Genomic DNA, 16,473 nt, shown 5'->3' with positions numbered 1-16,473 from the left:
TATTGCATCAGCTTGCAAGCAGGCTTGCATTGCCGCCCGCTGCGGTCGTGTCGATGCAGGTCACCCGCTCGGTCGCGAAGCGCGCGAGGTAGTTGGGTCCGCCCGCCTTGGGGCCGGTACCCGAAAGACCTTCGCCGCCGAACGGCTGGCTTTCGACGATCGCACCGATCTGGTTGCGGTTGACGTAGAAGTTGCCCACCCGTGCGCGCGCCTGAACGAAGCGGCGGGTGGCGGCGATGCGGCTGTGGAGGCCGAGCGTCAGCCCGTATCCGGTGGCGTTGATGTCCTCGACCACCTTGCCGAGATCGTCGGCATCGAAGCGCGCGACATGCAGCACGGGGCCGAAATTCTCGCGGTTGAGATCGAGGATCGAATCCACTTCGATAATGGTCGGCGCGACGAAACAGCCCTTGCGGGTCTCTTCGGGAATGAAGCAGCGGGTGAGCGGGCGGCCCGAAGCGTCGGAGCGCGCGACGTGGCGTTCGAGCGCGGCCTGCGCGTCGGGATCGATCACAGGGCCGACATCGGTCGAGAGGATTGCGGGGTCGCCTACGTGCAGCGCCTCGAACCCCCCGCGGATCATTTCGAGCATTTCGTCGGCGACATCGTCCTGCAGGTAAAGCACGCGCAACGCCGAGCAGCGCTGGCCCGCCGACTGGAATGCGCTGGCCAGCACGTCGCGCACCACCTGTTCGGGCAATGCGCTAGAATCGACGATCATCGCGTTCTGGCCGCCGGTCTCGGCGATCAGCGTGGCGATCGGACCGTCTCGTCCGGCGAGGGTGCGGTTGATGATCTGCGCGGTCTCGGTCGAACCGGTGAAGGCGACGCCTGCAAGCCGCGGATCGGAAGTGATGAGCTGGCCGACCTCGCCCGCGCCGGGCAGCAGTTGCAGCGCCTCGGGCGGGATTCCGGCCTCGTGCATCAGCTTTACCGCGAGTGCCGCGATCAGCGGGGTCTGCTCGGCCGGTTTGGTGACCACCGCATTGCCCGCAGCGAGCGCGGCGGAGGCCATGCCGGTAAAGATCGCAAGCGGGAAGTTCCACGGGGAGATCGTCGCGAAGACGCCGCGACCGTGCATCCGCAAGGTGTTGTCTTCACCGGTCGGTCCGGGAAGCTGGATCGGCCCGCCGAACTGGCGACGGGCTTCCTGCGCGTAATAGCGGAGGAAATCGACCGCTTCGCGTACTTCGGCGACACCATCGAGCAGGGTCTTGCCGGCCTCGCGCTGGCACAGCGATAGGAATTCCTCGGTATGCTCTTCGAACAGGTTGGCGGCTTCTTCGAGCAGCAGAGCGCGTCTTTCGCCGCCGAGCGCGTCCCAGCCGGGCTGGATCATGACCGCGCGGGCAAAGGCGGCGTCGACCTCTTCCGCCGTCGCGTCGCGGCGCGTGCCGACTTTGACCGAAAGGTCGTGCGGCATGGTGATCGGCGCGGTTTCGCCCGCAGTCTCCGCCGGGAAGGTCGGGCCTGCGTGCCAGTCGATCTTGGCGAGCTCGGCCAGCCGCGCCTGCAATCCTGCGAGCATCAGCGGATCGGAGAGATCGACTCCGGCGCTGTTGACCCGCTCACCCAGGATGTCTTTGGGCAGCGGGATCGAGGGGTTACGGCGCGGTTCCAGCGCGGCGAGTTCCTCTACCGGGTCGCCCACAAGGTCTTCGGCCGGAATGTCGGCATCGCCCATGCGGTTGACGAAGCTGGTGTTGGCACCGTTTTCGAGCAGGCGGCGGACCAGATAGGCGAGCAGCTCCTTGTGGCCGCCGACCGGTGCATAGATCCGCACCGGGGTCGGATCGTTGCCCTCGAGCTTGCGCAGCGCATCGAACACTTCTTCGCCCATGCCGTGCAAGCGCTGGAATTCGAACGGTCGCCCTTGCGCCATCTCCTTCACCACCGCGACGGTGTAGGCGTTGTGGGTGGCGAAGGCGGGATGGATTACGTCGTCGTGTTCGAACAGCCGCGCCGCGCAGGCGAGGTAGGACACATCGGTCGCGATCTTGCGGGTGAAGACCGGGTAATCGGTATAGCCGCCGACCTGGCTGATCTTGATCTCGCTGTCCCAGTAAGCGCCTTTGACCAGTCGGACGAAGAGCTTGCGGTTGTGCCGGCGCGCCAGCTTGGCGGCCCAGTCGCACAGCGGCAGGCCGCGTTTCTGGTACGCCTGGATCGCCAGTCCGAACCCGTCCCAGCGCGATCCGTCTTCGCGGGTAAACAGCTCGTCGTCGCCGACCAGCGTCTCGATGATGTCGAGCGAGACCTCGAGCCGTTCGGCTTCCTCCGCGTCGAGCGTAAAGTGGATGTTCGCATCGCGCGCCTTCATCGCCAGCCGCTTGACGATCGGCACGATATCGTGCCGCGCTTCTTCGGCGTGGAGATAGGTGTATTTCGGATGCAGCGCCGAAAGCTTCACAGAAATGCCGGGCGACGGCCCGATCCCGCCCTGCGCTTCATCGGCCAGCCGGTCGATCGCACCTTCGTACGCATCGGCATAACGCTTTGCATCGGCAAAGGTCATCGCCGCTTCGCCCAGCATGTCGAACGAGTGGGTGAGGCCCTTCGCGCGTTCGGGCTTGGCGCGTTTCAACGCCTCGCCGATCGTGCGACCGAACACGAACTGGCCGCCAAGGATGCGCATCGCCTGCAGTGTCGCCTTGCGGATCACCGGCTCGCCCAGCCGGTTCATCGTGCCCTTCAGCGCGCGGCGCATGCCCTTCTGGTGGTCCTCGGGGCGCTCCAGCACCTCGCCCGTGAGCATCAGCGAAAAGGTTGCGGCGTTGACGAAAGTCGATGTGCTTTCGCCGAGGTGCTCGCCCCAGTCGATCTCGCCGATCTTGTCGCGGATCAGCGCGTCTGCGGTGTCTTCGTCGGGCACGCGCAGCAAGGCTTCGGCGAGGCACATCAGCGCGATGCCCTCATCGGTGTCGAGCCCGTATTGCTGCAGAAACGCGTCGATCCCGCTGGCCTTGTGCGAGCGCGCGCCGTTGATGATGTCGATTGCCAGGTCCGCCGCAGCGGTGCTCACCTTACGCGCCGGCGCAGCCTGTTCGAGCCGCTCCGCAATGCACGCCTCCTCTTCCGCGCGATAGGCGCGGCGCAGTTCGGTACGGTCGAGGAAATGGGCGGAGTTCTCTGGCAGGCTCATTGTGGTCACGTGGTGTCTTCGCTTTCCTTTGCTGGCGAGTCGAAATTCCCCATGGACTTGGACCCGCGCGGCTCCGACTTCAAGGAAAGTCGGCGATCCAGAGGGTATTGGGCCAGCGATTGGCTGCTTGATCGCACCCCGGCCGCTGGGTAGTGACCGGTGCATGGCCCTGTTCTGCTTTTACTGCCGCGATGGCGAAAACAGCGAGACGCTGCGAGCGATCCACCTCGAGGCGCAGCGCGAATGGATGGCCGAGCATGACGAGAACTATCTCGCCGCCGGACCGCTCCTGAACGCAAAGGGCGAGCACGTCGGATCGCTGCTGATCATCGAAGCCGACGACGAAGCCGCCGCGCGCGCGACGGTGAACGACGATCCGTATCTGGTGGGCGGCGTGTGGCAATCGATCCGCGTCGACCGGTTCGAGCCGGTCAAGGGGCGGTGGAAAGAGGGGTAGGCCCGACCGCCGATGCCGCTCCGGTGCCACCCGTTCACGTTGGTCGGCGCAGACTTACAATACTCGGGCCCAAGCCTCGCCTATACCCCGTTGCCACGCTCATGATTGAAAGCGGGGGAGAGCGAAATGTTCAAAGGTCATTTGGTTGTCATCGCAGGAGCAACACTGCTTGCTGGCTGCGGAAGTGAAACCACAGAAAACGACGCGGCCGCCGCCGGGGGCGACCAGCCCGTTGCGGCAAGCGACCAGATAGACACGCGCGTCGCCGAGGAATTCTTCGCGGATTTGCCGCGCGCGAGCGAGGTCCCGGAAACGGAGATGGGCGATGTCTATTTCAAGCTGCTTACGCGGCTGACGAGCAAGCTCGATGCGGTCAAAGACGAAGGCGATCTCGAGAACGCACGGGCCTACCTCCATTATGCACGGATGGAAGCCGCCACATTGGCCGACCGTTCCGAAGCCTTGCCGATCGAGCGGCGCAAGGAGCTGTTCCAGGACAGCGTGGCGACCGTGAACTACGCACGCTCCCAATACGCGCGGGCGCTCAAGAAGCTGGAACGCGAGCATCCATCGCTAGCCGAAGGGCTGGGCGAACTGGCGAGTGCCAAGTGGCCGCTACTCTCGACCAACCGCTGACGCCGCGTCTTCGCTTTCGATGGAAATCGGCGCGAGGCCGCTTGCCTGATCAACCGAACAGCCGCCCCGCCACCGCATCGAGCTTTGCCATCACCGCCGGATCGTGTTCGTCGGGCGCAGTGATCACCGCGTCGTCGAGCGCGGTGTCGATCGGGGAGGGCTTGCGCTTCTTGGGCAGGCTCTCGATCAGCTTCACCACCATGTCGCGCGCCAGCGCACCGTTAACCTGCATCTGTTCGATCACCTGCGCGACATCGACCGCCTCGCCTTCGCGCCAGCAATCATAGTCGGTGCTCATTCCGATCAGGGCGTAGGGCAGCTCGGCCTCGCGAGCGAGCTTGGCCTCCGGCATTGCGGTCATGCCGATCACATCGGCGCCCCATTGGCGATACAGGCGGCTTTCGGCGCGAGTCGAGAATTGCGGGCCTTCCATCGCGAGATAGGTCGCGCCGACCGCGACCTTGCCCTTGGCCGCCGAGATCGCCTTGGCTGCAAGATCGGATAGTCGCTCGCACACCGGATCGGCCATCGAGACATGGGTGACAAAGCCGCTGGTGAAAAAGGTCGATTCGCGCCGCTTCGTCATGTCGATGAATTGCTCGATGATCGCAAAGCGCCCCGGCTCGATTTCCTCGCGCAGGGACCCGACCGCCGAGATCGCGAGGATATCGGTGCAGCCTGCGCGTTTGAGCGCATCGATATTGGCGCGGCTGTTGAGTTCGGTCGGGCTGATAGGGTGCCCGCGTCCATGGCGCGGCAGGAACCGCACCTTCACATCGCCGATCCGCCCGCACAGGATCTCGTCCGACGGATCGCCCCACGGGGTTTCGATCGCGATCCACTGCTCGTCCTCGAGGCCCTCGATATTATAGAGCCCCGATCCGCCGATGATCCCGATGCACCATTCGCTGGCCATTCACATGTCCCTGTCTGCCGCCCGCAGTGTTTCGTGGCGTTTAGCGACAGCGCCTTAAGTTAGATTGAAGCGCTCGGGCAAGGCCTTGCGGATAAAGCGGTCCGCCTTGGCGAAGGGCTCGGCGATCGAAGGCCGCTCGCGCATGCGCTCGTAATGGCTGCCCAGCGCCGGATAGGCATTGAGCGGCATCTCCGCGACAAGCGCGATCTGCATCAGCACGCAGGCGACCGTTATGTCGGCGATCGAGAGCGCGCCGCCGGCGTAGAATTCCTCCTCGCCTAGCGCGCTATCGAGATAGGACAGGATCGGCGGCAAGCCTTCGGCCCAGGTTTCGCGCGCCTTGGCGACGTCCGGCTCCTTGCCCTGCGTCACGGAGAAGAAGATCGGACGGAAGATGCCGAGCCCGCCTGTCGCCGCGAGATTGGTGTCGGCAAATTCCTCGATGAACAGCGCCCTGCCATGCGCGAAGGGCTGGTCCGGATAGAGCGCGGGCGAGGGATGCTTCTTCTCGATATAGGCGCAGATGGCCGAGCTGTCGGCAATGGTGCCCGCGATGCCTTCCTCGGCGATCGAGCGATCGCGCAGCACCGGGATGCGCTTGGCGGGCGAGATGTCGCGAAACCATTGCGGCGGATCGAACACGTTGACCGCCTCGATCTCGAACGCGACGTCCTTCTCGATGCAGACGGCGGCTGCCTTGCGGACGAAAGGCGATACGGGGCTGCCGTAGATGACGAGGTCGGGGGTGTCGGTCATTGCGCTTCTCCTCTTTCGCCCTTGCATAGTCTTCCGGTTGCATAGCGCAACTGATAGGCGATAGGATTGCGTTCGAAGCCTAGGACGGCTGGCAGCATTGATGATTGATTTTCGCGCGCGAAGGTCCACCTTCAAGGGCGAGAGAAATCCCCGCACACGCAATTCGAGAGAGGAACAATCATGGTCACCCAGTACAAGAACCTGATCAATGGCGAGATGGTCGACACCGGTGAGTGGCTCGACGTCGTCAACCCCGCGAACGAAAAGGTCATCGGCCAGGTCCCGGCCTGCGGCAAGGACGAGCTCGACAAGGCGGTCGCCGCCGCGCGCGCCGCGTTCAAGACGTGGAAGAAGACGTCTTTCGAAGAACGCCAGGCCGCCTGCATGGCGATTTCGGGCGCGATCAAGGAAAACGCCGAGGAACTTTACCGCCTGCTCACCAGCGAGCAGGGCAAGCCGCACGAACAGGCCAAGGGCGAGATTTACGGTGCGGCCGGCATGTCGGCAGCACAGGCGACGCTGAAGCTGGAGGATGTCATCAACGAAGACAGCGATCAGCGCCTGTCGCGCACCCGCCGCGTTCCGGTCGGCGTGGTCGGCGGGATCGTGCCCTGGAACTTCCCGGTGATGATGGCGGTGCAGAAGATCATTCCCGCGCTGATGAGCGGCTGCACGATCGTGCTAAAGCCTTCGCCCTTCACGCCGCTGACGACGCTGCGTATCGCCGAGCTGATCGCCGACAAGGTTCCGGCCGGGACGGTCAACATCATCACAGGCGAGGACTCGCTCGGCCCGCTGATCACCGAGCATCCCGATATCGACAAGATCACCTTCACCGGCTCGACCGCTACCGGCAAGAAGATCATGGAAGGCGCGAGTGGCGATCTCAAGCGGATCACGCTCGAACTCGGCGGCAACGACGCTTCGATCGTGATGCCCGATGCCGACCCCAAGAAGGTCGCCGAACAGCTGTTCTGGTCGAGCTTTTCCAATGCGGGCCAGATCTGCATCGCCGCCAAGCGCATCTATATCCACGAGGATATCTATGACGAGCTGAGCCAGGCGATCGCAGACTATGCGAAGAACGTCGTCGTCGGCGACGGGGCGGAGCAGGGCACCGGCGTCGGTCCGATCCAGAACAAGAAGCAGTACGACCGTGTGCTCGAGCTGATCCAGGACGCGAAGGACAACGGCTACAAGTTCCTGCTCGGCGGCGACACCGATCCGAGCGGAACCGGCTATTTCGTGCCGCTGACCATCCTCGACAATCCGCCCGAAGACGCGCGGATCGTGGCCGAGGAACAGTTCGGCCCGGTCATGCCGCTGATGAAATTCTCGTCCGAAGAAGAGGCAATCCAGCGCGCCAACAATTCCGAATACGGTCTTGCGGGCGCGGTGTGGACCGCGAACCCGGACAAGGGCGTCGAGATTGCCGAACAGCTCGAAACCGGCACGGTGTGGGTCAACGAATTTCTGCACCTCTCGCCCTTCGCGCCGTTCGGCGGTCACAAGCAGTCTGGCTTCGGCGCCGAGTACGGTCTCGATGGCCTCAAGGAGTTCACCTATCCGCAGGTGATCACCGTCAAGAAGGACAACGTGCCCGCTTAGGCAAGTGGGCGACCTTTCTGCCGATGAACTGATCGAAGGGCTGGCGCGGGTCTGCACCCGAGCCGGCCTTTCGTCACCTTCGGGACTGACGCGCCTCACCGGTGGCGCGACGATGGAAAGCTGGCGGTTTTCGTGTGGCGAGAATGATTTGGTGCTGCGCCGCGCGCCGAGCCTCGAATTCATGCGGGATCGCCCGTTCGGGCACGATGTCGAGGCCGCGGTGATCGAGGCCGCACGGGCGGCAGGCGTGACCGCGCCCGAAGTGGTGGCGGTTCTCGAATCGGAGGAGGGAATCGGTTCGGGCTTCGTCATGCGCGCGCTGCCGGGGACGCCGAACCCCAAGTTGATCCTCGAAATGGAGAACCCCGACGCCATGCTGCGCGAGGCCGCGCGCGACCTGGCGCGGATCCATTCGCTGACCCTGGGCGATGTGCCCGATGCGGTGCCGGTGATGGACTATCGCGCGGCCATCGCCGACCTCAAAGCGCAGTTCGAGGAAGCGGGCGGCGACCGTCCGATCATCGCGCTCGGCCTCAAGTGGATGGAGGACAATTGTCCCGATCCGGTCGATCCGGTGCTGATCCACGGCGATTATCGGATGGGAAACCTCCTCGCCGAGGACTCGCGCCTCACCGGCGTGCTCGACTGGGAACTGGCGCATTTCGGCGACCGGCACGAGGACCTGGCGTTCGGCTGTATGGCGGTGTGGCGCTTCCACCGATATGACAGGCCAGCATTGGGGCTGGGGAGCCTCGAGGACTATTTCGCCGCCTACGAAGCCGAGGCGGGTGTCACGGTCGACCGTGAGCGGTTCCGCTACTGGCTGATCCACCGCACCGTGTGGTGGGCGCTGGGCTGCCTCAAGATGGCGAAGATCTGGCGCAGCGGCGAGGACCGGATGCTCGAACGCGTGGTAATCTCGCGCCGGACGAGCGAGCAGGAGCTGGACTTGCTGATGCTGCTGGAGGAGGATGCGCCGAAGCGTGAGAAGAAACGCGAAGTTTTGAACTATTGGGATTTGAGCGAGGATTGGTCGGGAGAGGCGAACGTGGGCGAAATCGCAATGGCGATCTCAGAATGGCTCGTCACAATCAAAGGCCGCATGGAAGGGCATGACCGCTTTCAATTGGCAGTCGCAAGGAATGCCCTGGGTATCATCGAGAGAGAACACCGCACCATTCGATTTGGTGCCGATCAAGAGGAGCTGGCGAATGAAATACTCGGCGGCTTCCGAACCTTGGCGACCAAGGAATTGCTGGTTCACCTTAGATCCTATGCTTTGCAATTGATTGAGGTGGACTCACCAAAATACCCGGCCCTTGCTGTAGCGCGGGAGCGCTGGCTGTGACCCGGCTTGCTGCGAAGGCAGGAAGCCCGCGCCCGCCCACCCCACGGCGGGCGCGTTCCGCACCCACCCGGGCGGACTCTTCGATACGATTCAAGAAGACCGGAGAACACTGATGGACTTCGCAATTCCCGCCGACCTGCAGGCCTATCTCGACGAACTCGATGCCTTCATCGCCGCCGAGATCAAGCCGCTCGAGCAGCAGGATAACAACATCCGCTTCTTCGACCACCGGCGCGAGCACGCGCGTACCAATTGGGAAGCCGGTGGCCTCCCGCGTGAGGAGTGGGAAGAACTGCTCAAGGAAGCCACAAGCCGCGCCGATGCCGCCGGACACTGGCGCTTCTCCGCGCCGAAGCAATATGGCGGCAAGGACGGCTCCAACCTCTGGATGGCGGTGATCCGCGAGCATTTCGCTCGGCAAGGCCTCGGCCTCCACAACGATCTCCAGAACGAGCACAGCATCGTCGGCAACTTCCCCTTCGTCGCCATGTTCGATCAGTGGGGCACCGAGGAACAGAAGCAGGAATTCATCCTCGGTGGGTTCGAGCGGACGCGCCGCGTCGCCTTCGGCCTGACCGAACCGCATCACGGCTCCGACGCAACGCACATGGAAACCCATGCGGTGCGCGAGACCCGCGACGGCGTCGATGGCTGGCTGATCAATGGCGAGAAGATGTGGATCACCGGCATGCATGTCGCCACGCACTGCGCGATGTTTGCGCGGACTGGCGGCGAGGCAGGCGATGCGAGCGGGATCACCTGCTTCCTCGTCCCGAATCCCACGCCCGGCCTCGAAATCGAGGAGTGGATGTGGACCTTCAATATGCCCACGGATCACCCGCGCCTCTCGGTGAAAGACGTCTGGGTGCCCGACAGCGCGATCCTCGGCGTCGAAGGGCGCGGGCTCGCGCTGGCGCAGAGCTTCGTCCACCAGAACCGCATACGTCAGGCCGCCTCAAGCTGCGGCGCGGCGCTGTTCTGCATCGACGAGAGCGTGAAGTATGCGCGCGAGCGCAAGCCCTTCGGTCAGGAGCTGTCGCGCAACCAGGCGATCCAGTTCCCCCTGGTCGAACTCGCGACGCAGGCCGAAATGCTCCGCCTCCTCATCTTCAAGACCGCGTGGGAGATGGACAACATGCCGCACGAGGAAATCGAGCGGACGATTTCGGACAAAGTCTCGATGTGCAATTACTGGGCGAACCGGCTGGTGTGCGAAGCCGCCGACCGCGCGATGCAGGTCCACGGAGGCATCGGCTATTCGCGGCACAAGCCGTTCGAGCACATCTATCGCCACCACCGCCGCTATCGCATCACCGAAGGCAGCGAGGAAATCCAGATGCGCAAGGTGGCGGCGTATCTGTTCGGCTATCTCGGGCCCAAGAAGGGGAAGTTCGGCTAGGCGCGTCCTTCCGGCAATTCGATCCCGTCCTGCGCGACAGCGGTTCGGCGCGAAGCGAAATAGAGCACGAAGCCAACAGCAACGAACAGCGCGATCACCTTAAGTGACTCCAGCGGTACGAGAGAGAACAGCCACAAAGCCACGCCGATCGCGACCGGAACGATCAACGCCCAGCGGGCATCCATCGAATTCCTTAGCCCGGCATCGTTGCGCCACCACATCACGATGAGGGCGGCGATGCTCAATATGAAAAGGACTTGTTCCACACCGACCATGAGTGTTGCGAGAGATGTGAAGTCTCCCGAAAGCGCCAGCAGCGCGATCACTGCCCCATACGCACCGATGGCCACGATCGGGGTCTCGAAGCGCGGAGACACATAAGCGAGCGGATGCGGCATCAGGCCGCGCCGCGCCATGCCATAGGCGATGCGCGGGATCGCGACGAACACGTTGAGCTGGAACACCGCTACCGAGACGATCGCGGCGAGGCTGATCATCAGCACTCCCGCCGGGCCGAGTACCGCTTCGCCCGCCGCCGCGAGCGGTGCATCGACCTCGCCCGGGTTCGGCGCGATCGCGATATAGGCCCACATGATGACGGCATAGAGGATCGCGATGCCGGCAAGGTTGATGAAGATCGCCCGCATCAAGGTCTTGCGCGGTTCCTTTGTCTCGCCCGCTGCCGCCACCGCTACATCCGCCCCGGAAAATGCAAACGCCAGCAACAGGGCAATCGCTTCGAATTCCGAAAAGACCGGCAATTGCACATCGGTCGGCACGCCGTTTTGCGCGAATCCGAGGATGCACAGCAGGGCGAGCGGGCTCAGCTTCAGCACGGTGCCGAGCTTGATGGCGCTGACGGAACGCGAAGTCCCGCTCATGCTGATCGCGGTGAAGAACACGATCAGCGCGGCGATGGTCGTAAGCCGGATCACCGGATCGTCGAAAAACGGGAAGATCGCGGCGAGATACGATGTCAGCACGTGGAAGTTGGCTGAAGCCCCGATCATGTTGGTTGCGAGCGCCAGCCATCCCGCCTGGAAGCCGACCACCGGGCCAAAGGCATGCTGAGCATAAAGCTGCGCGCCGCCCGACTGCCTGAAGATCGTCGAAAGCTTGGCGATCACCGCCATGATGCTTCCGTAGAGACAGGCATAGATCAGGATCGCGAAAGGCGAGAATGTCCCTGCCGCTGCAAACAGCAAGGCAGGCAGGGCAAATATGCCCGACCCCACAACCGCGTTGAGATTGATGACGATTGCGCCCGCTAGACCCACCACGCGTGGCGGCTTCTTGTCGTATCCGATTGTCCGTCCCCCATCAGGAACGCGCCCCTTCGTCGTTGGATAGCAAAGGGTTCGCCAAGTCAATCAGCCGTATGCCGCCATTCCCCCAAGTCCGGCTTCGACCAGCCGATCAGTCGAATTCCGGCTCGGGCACATGGGTCTCTCCGCGCCGTGCCACGAAATAGAGCCCGGTCCCGACGACGAGCAGCACAGCCAGCAGAGCGAACGCACTCGCCGGTGCCTGGATGATCGTGAAGACGGCGAACCCGGCGCATACGACCATGACCGGCCACCAATAGACGGCAAGGCGCCCGTCGTGGCGGTCGTCAGCGCGGCGCATCAGCACGGCGAAGCTGCCGACGATCAGCAGTGTGACAAGCTGCGCGCCGAGCGAAGTCACCGTGGCGAGGAAGGTGAAAGCTCCGCTCGCCAGCATCAGCGCGACAATGGCCGAGAACAGGATCACCGCTCGGTCGGGGGTCTCCAGCCTCGGGGAGACATGCGCGAAACTCGCCGGCAGAAGCCCGCGATCCGCCATCGCAAAGACGACGCGCGGCCCGGCGATGAAAAACGCGAGCGCGTTGGTCGCGATCGAGAAGATCGCTGCAAGGCTCAGCAACAGCATGCCGGTATTGCCCATGACCGCCTCGGCCGCCGCTGCGAGCGGCGTCGCATCGCCTTCGCTCTGCGGCGCGCCGGCGGCGATATAGGCCCATTGCACCGCCATGTAGAAGACGATGATCAGGCCGAGCGAGCCAAGCATCGTCATCGGCAGGTCGCGCCGGGGGTTCTTGAGTTCGCCCGCCGAATAACTCGAATTATTGGCCCCCGAGAAGGCGAAATAGACCAGCAATGCGACGCTTTCGAACGCACCGAAATTCGGCAGCGTGAACTCGGTGGCGATTCCGCCGCTGGCATAGGCCACACCGCACAGCAGCAGGATCGGGGTGAGCTTCAGCGCAGTGCCGACCGCCAGCGACCCCACGCTGTTCTTCATGCCCGAAATGATGATCCCCGTGATCGCGGCGAGCAGGAATGCCAGCGCCAGCCCGCGTGCCAGCGGCTCTTCGAACACCGGGAAGATGATCGCGAGATACGAGACAAGGACATACAGCGTGGCGGCCCGCCCTGCCGCCATCGCCAGCACCATGACCCAGCCGACGAGGAACCCGACAAGCGGTCCGAAGGCCGCTTGCGACCAGAGCTGCGGACCTCCCGATGACCGGAACATGTTCGACAGCCGTGCCGATATCAGAATGCTGGCGCTGAAGAGCAGTCCGAAGATCAGGAACAGCCACGGCGCAAAGTTGCCGACTTCGGCATGGAGCAGCGCGGGGAGGGCGAAGATGCCGGCCCCGATCATCCCGTTGATGCTCATCAACGTCGCACCCACAGGCCCGACCACGCGCGGTGGCTTCTGTGATTCCTGCAAAGCTTTCCCCCCACGGGAATGCGAAGCGCGTCCCCCCTTGGCGCAGAATGACGGCAGGTTGCGCGAAGTCAAATCGGACGGTGGGAAACGTTCAATTCGACCAACGACGCCCCGCTCCGGGCAAAGCCCCCTAGCAATCTCCATCTACCCCGCTAATTTCCCGCACCAACACAGGGGAGATTCCATATGCACCGTTCCACCATTCGCACCTTCGCCGCCGCTTTGCTCGCCGGGGCCGCGGTCACCGCCGCGCCGCTCGCCGCGCAGGAGGAGCAGAGGGACGAGACGTGGGATATCGCCGCGCCCAAGGGAGCCTCGATCGAGCAGGTCGCGATCCAGACCGACGAGGGCACCTGGATGGATGTCGACGTCGCGCCCGATGGCCGGACCATCGCCTTTTCGATGCTGGGCGATATCTACACCATGCCGATCACCGGCGGCACGCCGACGCGGATTTCCGAAGGGCTCGCATGGGAAGTGCATCCGCGCTTCTCGCCCGATGGCTCGCGGATTGCCTTCACTTCGGATCGCGGGGGCGGCGACAACATCTGGGTGATGAACCGTGACGGGTCGGACAAGCGACAGATCACCAAGGAAGACTTCCGGCTGATGAACCAGCCGACCTGGTCGCCCGACGGCGAATTCATCGCCGCGAAGAAGCACTTCACCACGCAGCGTTCGCTCGGTACCGGCGAAATCTGGATGTACCACGTCTCGGGCGGCGGCGGCGTGCAGATCGTCGAGCGCGCGAGCGAGGCGCTGCAGAAGGAACTCGGCGAGCCGACCTTCGCGCCCGACGGCAAGGCGATCTACTACACCCGCAACACCACCGGCGGGAACACCTTCATCTACGCGCAGGATTCGCAGACCGGCATCTTCGCGATCGAGAAGGTCGAACTCGAAACCGGCGAAGTCACCACCGCAGTCGATGGCTATGGCGGTGCGGTGCGCCCGGCACCTTCGCCAGACGGCAAGGAGATCGCCTTCGTTCGCCGCGACAAGGACCAGAGCCAGCTTTGGGTGAAGGATATCGCGACGGGCAAGGAGCGGATGATCTACGGCGCGCTCGATCTTGACCTGCAGGAAACCTGGGCGGTGACCGGGGTCTATCCCAACATGGACTGGACGCCCGACAGCCGCAGCATCGTGTTCTGGGCGGGCGGGAAATTGAATCGCGTGAATCGCGACGGCAGCGGCCATGCGGTGATCCCGTTCTCGATCAGCGACACACGCGGCGTGGCCGATGCGCCGCATCCGGTGATCGACGTCGCGCCCGATCGCTTCGCCACCAAGATGGCGAAGTTCGGCACGCTTTCGCCCGACGGGACGCGCGTCGTCTTCGAAAGCCTCGGCAAGCTCTACACCAAATCGGCGCGCGGCCGCGATGCACCGCGCCCGCTCACCGGCGACGGCAGCGATGCGGTCGAAGCCTTCCCGGCCTACAGCCGCGACGGATCGCGGATCGCCTTCGTGCGATGGACCGACGAAGGTCTGGGCCGGATCGTGGTGGCGGATGCCGACGGTGAGAATGCCAGCGTGCTTTCGGACGAGCCGGGCCATTACGGCAACCTTGCATGGTCCCCCGACGGGCGGATGATCGCCTATGAAAAGCGCTCGGGCGGTTACCTCACTTCGCCCGAGTATTCAGAGAACACCGGGATCTACATCCAGACCACCTATGGAGGAGATCCGGTGCAGGTCTCGCGCTCGGGCTCGAACCCGCAATTCGGCGCCGAGAACGGACGGATCTTCATGACCGCCAGCGAAGACGGCAAATTCGCACTAATCTCGACCGAGCTCGATGGCGAGGCCAAGCGGGTCCATGCACGCGGCGATCTCGCCAACGATTTCCGCATCGCGCCCGATGGCAAGACCATCGCCTTCCGCCAGAATTACGAAGTCTTTGCCATGCCGGTAATCCCGGGCGGCAAGGTCGTCGATGTCAGCGAGAAGACTGGCGCGTTGCCCGTGACCAAGGTGTCGACCGGCGGAGCCGACTATATCGGCTGGGCGCGCGGAGGCGAGACGCTGTTCTGGTCGATCGGCCCGACGCTGCTTTCCGCGCAGGTCGAGGAATTCTTCCGCAGCGCGCCGAAGGGCGAGGGTGAAGAGGAAGGCTATTCCCCGCCCGAAACCGGCATTTCGATGGCGGTCACCGTCAACGCCGACAAGCCGACCGGCACGGTCGCGATCACCGGCGCGCGTATCCTGACGATGGCGGCAGGCCTCGAGATGGACGACGCGGGCGTGATCGAGAACGGTACGATCGTGATCGAAGGCGACCGGATCGTCGCCGTCGGCCCGTCCAGTGAAGTGAGCGTGCCGAGCGGTGCGGTCACGGTCGATGCCAGCGGCAAGGTGATCATGCCCGGCCTCGTCGACGCGCACGCCCACGGGCCCTATGGCACCGGCGACATCGTGCCGCAGCAGAACTGGACGCTGTTGCAGGACCTCGCGATGGGCGTGACCACGATCCACAACCCGTCGAGCCAAGCGAGCCTCGTCTTCGCCGCTGCCGAGCAGCAGCAGGCGGGCAGGATCCTCGGCCCGCGCATCTTCTCGACCGGGGAGATCATTTACGGCGCGAAAGCGCCGAGCGTCTACGCGCGGATCGACACTTACGAAGACGCGCTCGCGCATGTGCGCCGGATCAAGGCGCAGGGCGGCATTTCGGTGAAGAACTACAACCAGCCGCGCCGCGAACAGCGCCAGATGGTCGCGCGCGCCGCTGCCGAGGAGAACATGCTCAATGTGGCCGAGGGCGGTTCGCTGTTCGGGATGGACATGAACCTCGTCGCCGATGGCAATTCGACGATCGAGCACAACGTTCCCGGCGACGTGTTCTACGAAGACGTGCTGCAGTTCTTCGGACAGTCGAACTCGAACTACACGCCGACGCTGGCGGTTACCTATGGCGGGCTCGCGGGCGATCCCTATTGGCGGCAGGCGACCGATGTGTTCGACAACCCGCTGATGGTCCACACACCGCCCAAACAGCTGCTCGCGGCGACCGCGCGGCGGACCAAGGCGCCCGACTGGGCCTTTGTCGACGACAACGCCGCGCGCGAGGCGAAGAAGCTCGCCGAGCGCGGGGTCAAGGTGTCGATCGGGGCGCACGGCCAGCAGGCCGGTGTCGGGGCGCATTGGGAGCTGTGGAGCTTCGCACGCGGCGGGATGAGCCCGGTCGCGGCGCTCAAGACGGGCACGATCATGCCGGCGCAGTCGCTCGGCATGGCGAACGATATCGGCAGTCTCGAGGTCGGCAAGCTTGCGGACCTCGTGATCCTCAGCGCCGACCCGAGCGTCGATATCCGCAATTCGGACGATATCGAGCAGGTGATGCTCGGCGGGCGGCTCTACGATTCCAAGACGATGAACGAGGTGACGACCGGCGACAGCAAGCGGCTGCCATACTTCTGGGAAGGCAGCGGCGGGGACGGATCGCCCGCTGCCGCGCACGCCGCCGGGGCGCACGCCGACGGGGACTGATCCT

Annotated in this window: 11 protein-coding genes; 6 read left to right on the top strand and 5 right to left on the bottom strand. The window is 64.2% G+C overall.

Going from position 1 to position 16,473, the window contains the following annotated elements:
- Positions 1–7 precede the first annotated feature (7 nt).
- Complete coding sequence (gene putA, locus ACI5KX_RS00190; RefSeq protein WP_406811284.1) at positions 8–3,142, bottom strand: bifunctional proline dehydrogenase/L-glutamate gamma-semialdehyde dehydrogenase PutA; 3,135 nt, start codon at positions 3,140–3,142, stop codon at positions 8–10.
- A gap of 163 nt (positions 3,143–3,305) precedes the next feature.
- On the opposite strand from putA, the gene ACI5KX_RS00185 reads away from it, so the two are divergent.
- Both ACI5KX_RS00185 and ACI5KX_RS00180 read left to right on the top strand, forming a co-directional pair.
- Complete coding sequence (locus tag ACI5KX_RS00185) at positions 3,306–3,599, top strand: YciI family protein (RefSeq protein WP_406808664.1); 294 nt, start codon at positions 3,306–3,308, stop codon at positions 3,597–3,599.
- Between the two features lie 126 nt (positions 3,600–3,725).
- Complete coding sequence (locus ACI5KX_RS00180) at positions 3,726–4,235, top strand: hypothetical protein (RefSeq protein WP_406808663.1); 510 nt, start codon at positions 3,726–3,728, stop codon at positions 4,233–4,235.
- A gap of 49 nt (positions 4,236–4,284) precedes the next feature.
- Here the strand turns inward: ACI5KX_RS00180 and mtnP are convergent, their stop codons facing one another.
- On the bottom strand, positions 4,285–5,151 hold the full coding sequence (mtnP, locus tag ACI5KX_RS00175) for an S-methyl-5'-thioadenosine phosphorylase (protein WP_406808662.1): 867 nt from the start codon (positions 5,149–5,151) through the stop codon (positions 4,285–4,287).
- Between the two features lie 54 nt (positions 5,152–5,205).
- Positions 5,206–5,907, bottom strand: coding sequence for a glutathione S-transferase family protein (locus ACI5KX_RS00170; RefSeq protein WP_406808661.1), 702 nt, complete (start codon positions 5,905–5,907; stop codon positions 5,206–5,208).
- A 180-nt stretch (positions 5,908–6,087) separates the two neighbouring features.
- Between ACI5KX_RS00170 and ACI5KX_RS00165 the strand changes: the two genes are divergently transcribed.
- From ACI5KX_RS00165 to ACI5KX_RS00155, 3 genes are all read left to right on the top strand, one after another.
- Complete coding sequence (locus tag ACI5KX_RS00165; RefSeq protein ID WP_406808660.1) at positions 6,088–7,515, top strand: aldehyde dehydrogenase family protein; 1,428 nt, start codon at positions 6,088–6,090, stop codon at positions 7,513–7,515.
- A 4-nt stretch (positions 7,516–7,519) separates the two neighbouring features.
- The gene (locus tag ACI5KX_RS00160; protein WP_406808659.1) at positions 7,520–8,863 is read left to right on the top strand and encodes a phosphotransferase; all 1,344 of its coding nucleotides are present in this window, start codon (positions 7,520–7,522) and stop codon (positions 8,861–8,863) included.
- A gap of 112 nt (positions 8,864–8,975) precedes the next feature.
- Positions 8,976–10,262: an acyl-CoA dehydrogenase family protein gene (locus tag ACI5KX_RS00155; RefSeq protein WP_406808658.1), complete on the top strand. Its 1,287-nt coding sequence runs from the start codon at positions 8,976–8,978 to the stop codon at positions 10,260–10,262.
- Here ACI5KX_RS00155 and ACI5KX_RS00150 read toward each other — a convergent pair.
- Together ACI5KX_RS00150 and ACI5KX_RS00145 are read right to left on the bottom strand one after the other, a co-directional pair.
- A complete protein-coding gene (locus ACI5KX_RS00150; RefSeq protein WP_406808657.1) occupies positions 10,259–11,542 on the bottom strand; it encodes an APC family permease in 1,284 nt (427 codons plus the stop codon). The two genes, ACI5KX_RS00155 and ACI5KX_RS00150, sit on opposite strands and share 4 nt — an antisense overlap.
- Before the next feature lie 136 nt (positions 11,543–11,678).
- Positions 11,679–13,124 carry an APC family permease gene (locus ACI5KX_RS00145; protein ID WP_406808656.1) on the bottom strand — a complete coding sequence of 482 codons (1,446 nt, stop codon included), beginning with the start codon at positions 13,122–13,124 and terminating at the stop codon, positions 11,679–11,681.
- Positions 13,125–13,166: 42 nt separating this feature from the next.
- Here ACI5KX_RS00145 and ACI5KX_RS00140 point away from each other — a divergent pair, with 42 nt between their 5' ends.
- Positions 13,167–16,469 carry an amidohydrolase family protein gene (locus ACI5KX_RS00140; RefSeq protein ID WP_406808655.1) on the top strand — a complete coding sequence of 1,101 codons (3,303 nt, stop codon included), beginning with the start codon at positions 13,167–13,169 and terminating at the stop codon, positions 16,467–16,469.
- The last annotated feature ends 4 nt before the right edge of the window (positions 16,470–16,473 follow it).

This window comes from Erythrobacter sp. GH1-10 (genome assembly GCF_045363165.1).
GTDB lineage: Bacteria > Pseudomonadota > Alphaproteobacteria > Sphingomonadales > Sphingomonadaceae > Erythrobacter.
The sequence above is the reverse complement of the archived record's forward strand: the minus strand, read 5'-3'. Positions and strand labels throughout refer to the sequence as shown.

Coding starts and splice junctions, on each gene's coding strand:
- ACI5KX_RS00140 (WP_406808655.1), top strand. CDS start 13,167: ATGCACCGTTCCACCATTCGCACCTTCGCCGCCGCTTTGCTCGCCGGG.
- putA (WP_406811284.1), bottom strand. CDS start 3,142: ATGAGCCTGCCAGAGAACTCCGCCCATTTCCTCGACCGTACCGAACTG.
- ACI5KX_RS00180 (WP_406808663.1), top strand. CDS start 3,726: ATGTTCAAAGGTCATTTGGTTGTCATCGCAGGAGCAACACTGCTTGCT.
- ACI5KX_RS00170 (WP_406808661.1), bottom strand. CDS start 5,907: ATGACCGACACCCCCGACCTCGTCATCTACGGCAGCCCCGTATCGCCT.
- mtnP (WP_406808662.1), bottom strand. CDS start 5,151: ATGGCCAGCGAATGGTGCATCGGGATCATCGGCGGATCGGGGCTCTAT.
- ACI5KX_RS00185 (WP_406808664.1), top strand. CDS start 3,306: ATGGCCCTGTTCTGCTTTTACTGCCGCGATGGCGAAAACAGCGAGACG.
- ACI5KX_RS00155 (WP_406808658.1), top strand. CDS start 8,976: ATGGACTTCGCAATTCCCGCCGACCTGCAGGCCTATCTCGACGAACTC.
- ACI5KX_RS00145 (WP_406808656.1), bottom strand. CDS start 13,124: ATGGAGATTGCTAGGGGGCTTTGCCCGGAGCGGGGCGTCGTTGGTCGA.
- ACI5KX_RS00165 (WP_406808660.1), top strand. CDS start 6,088: ATGGTCACCCAGTACAAGAACCTGATCAATGGCGAGATGGTCGACACC.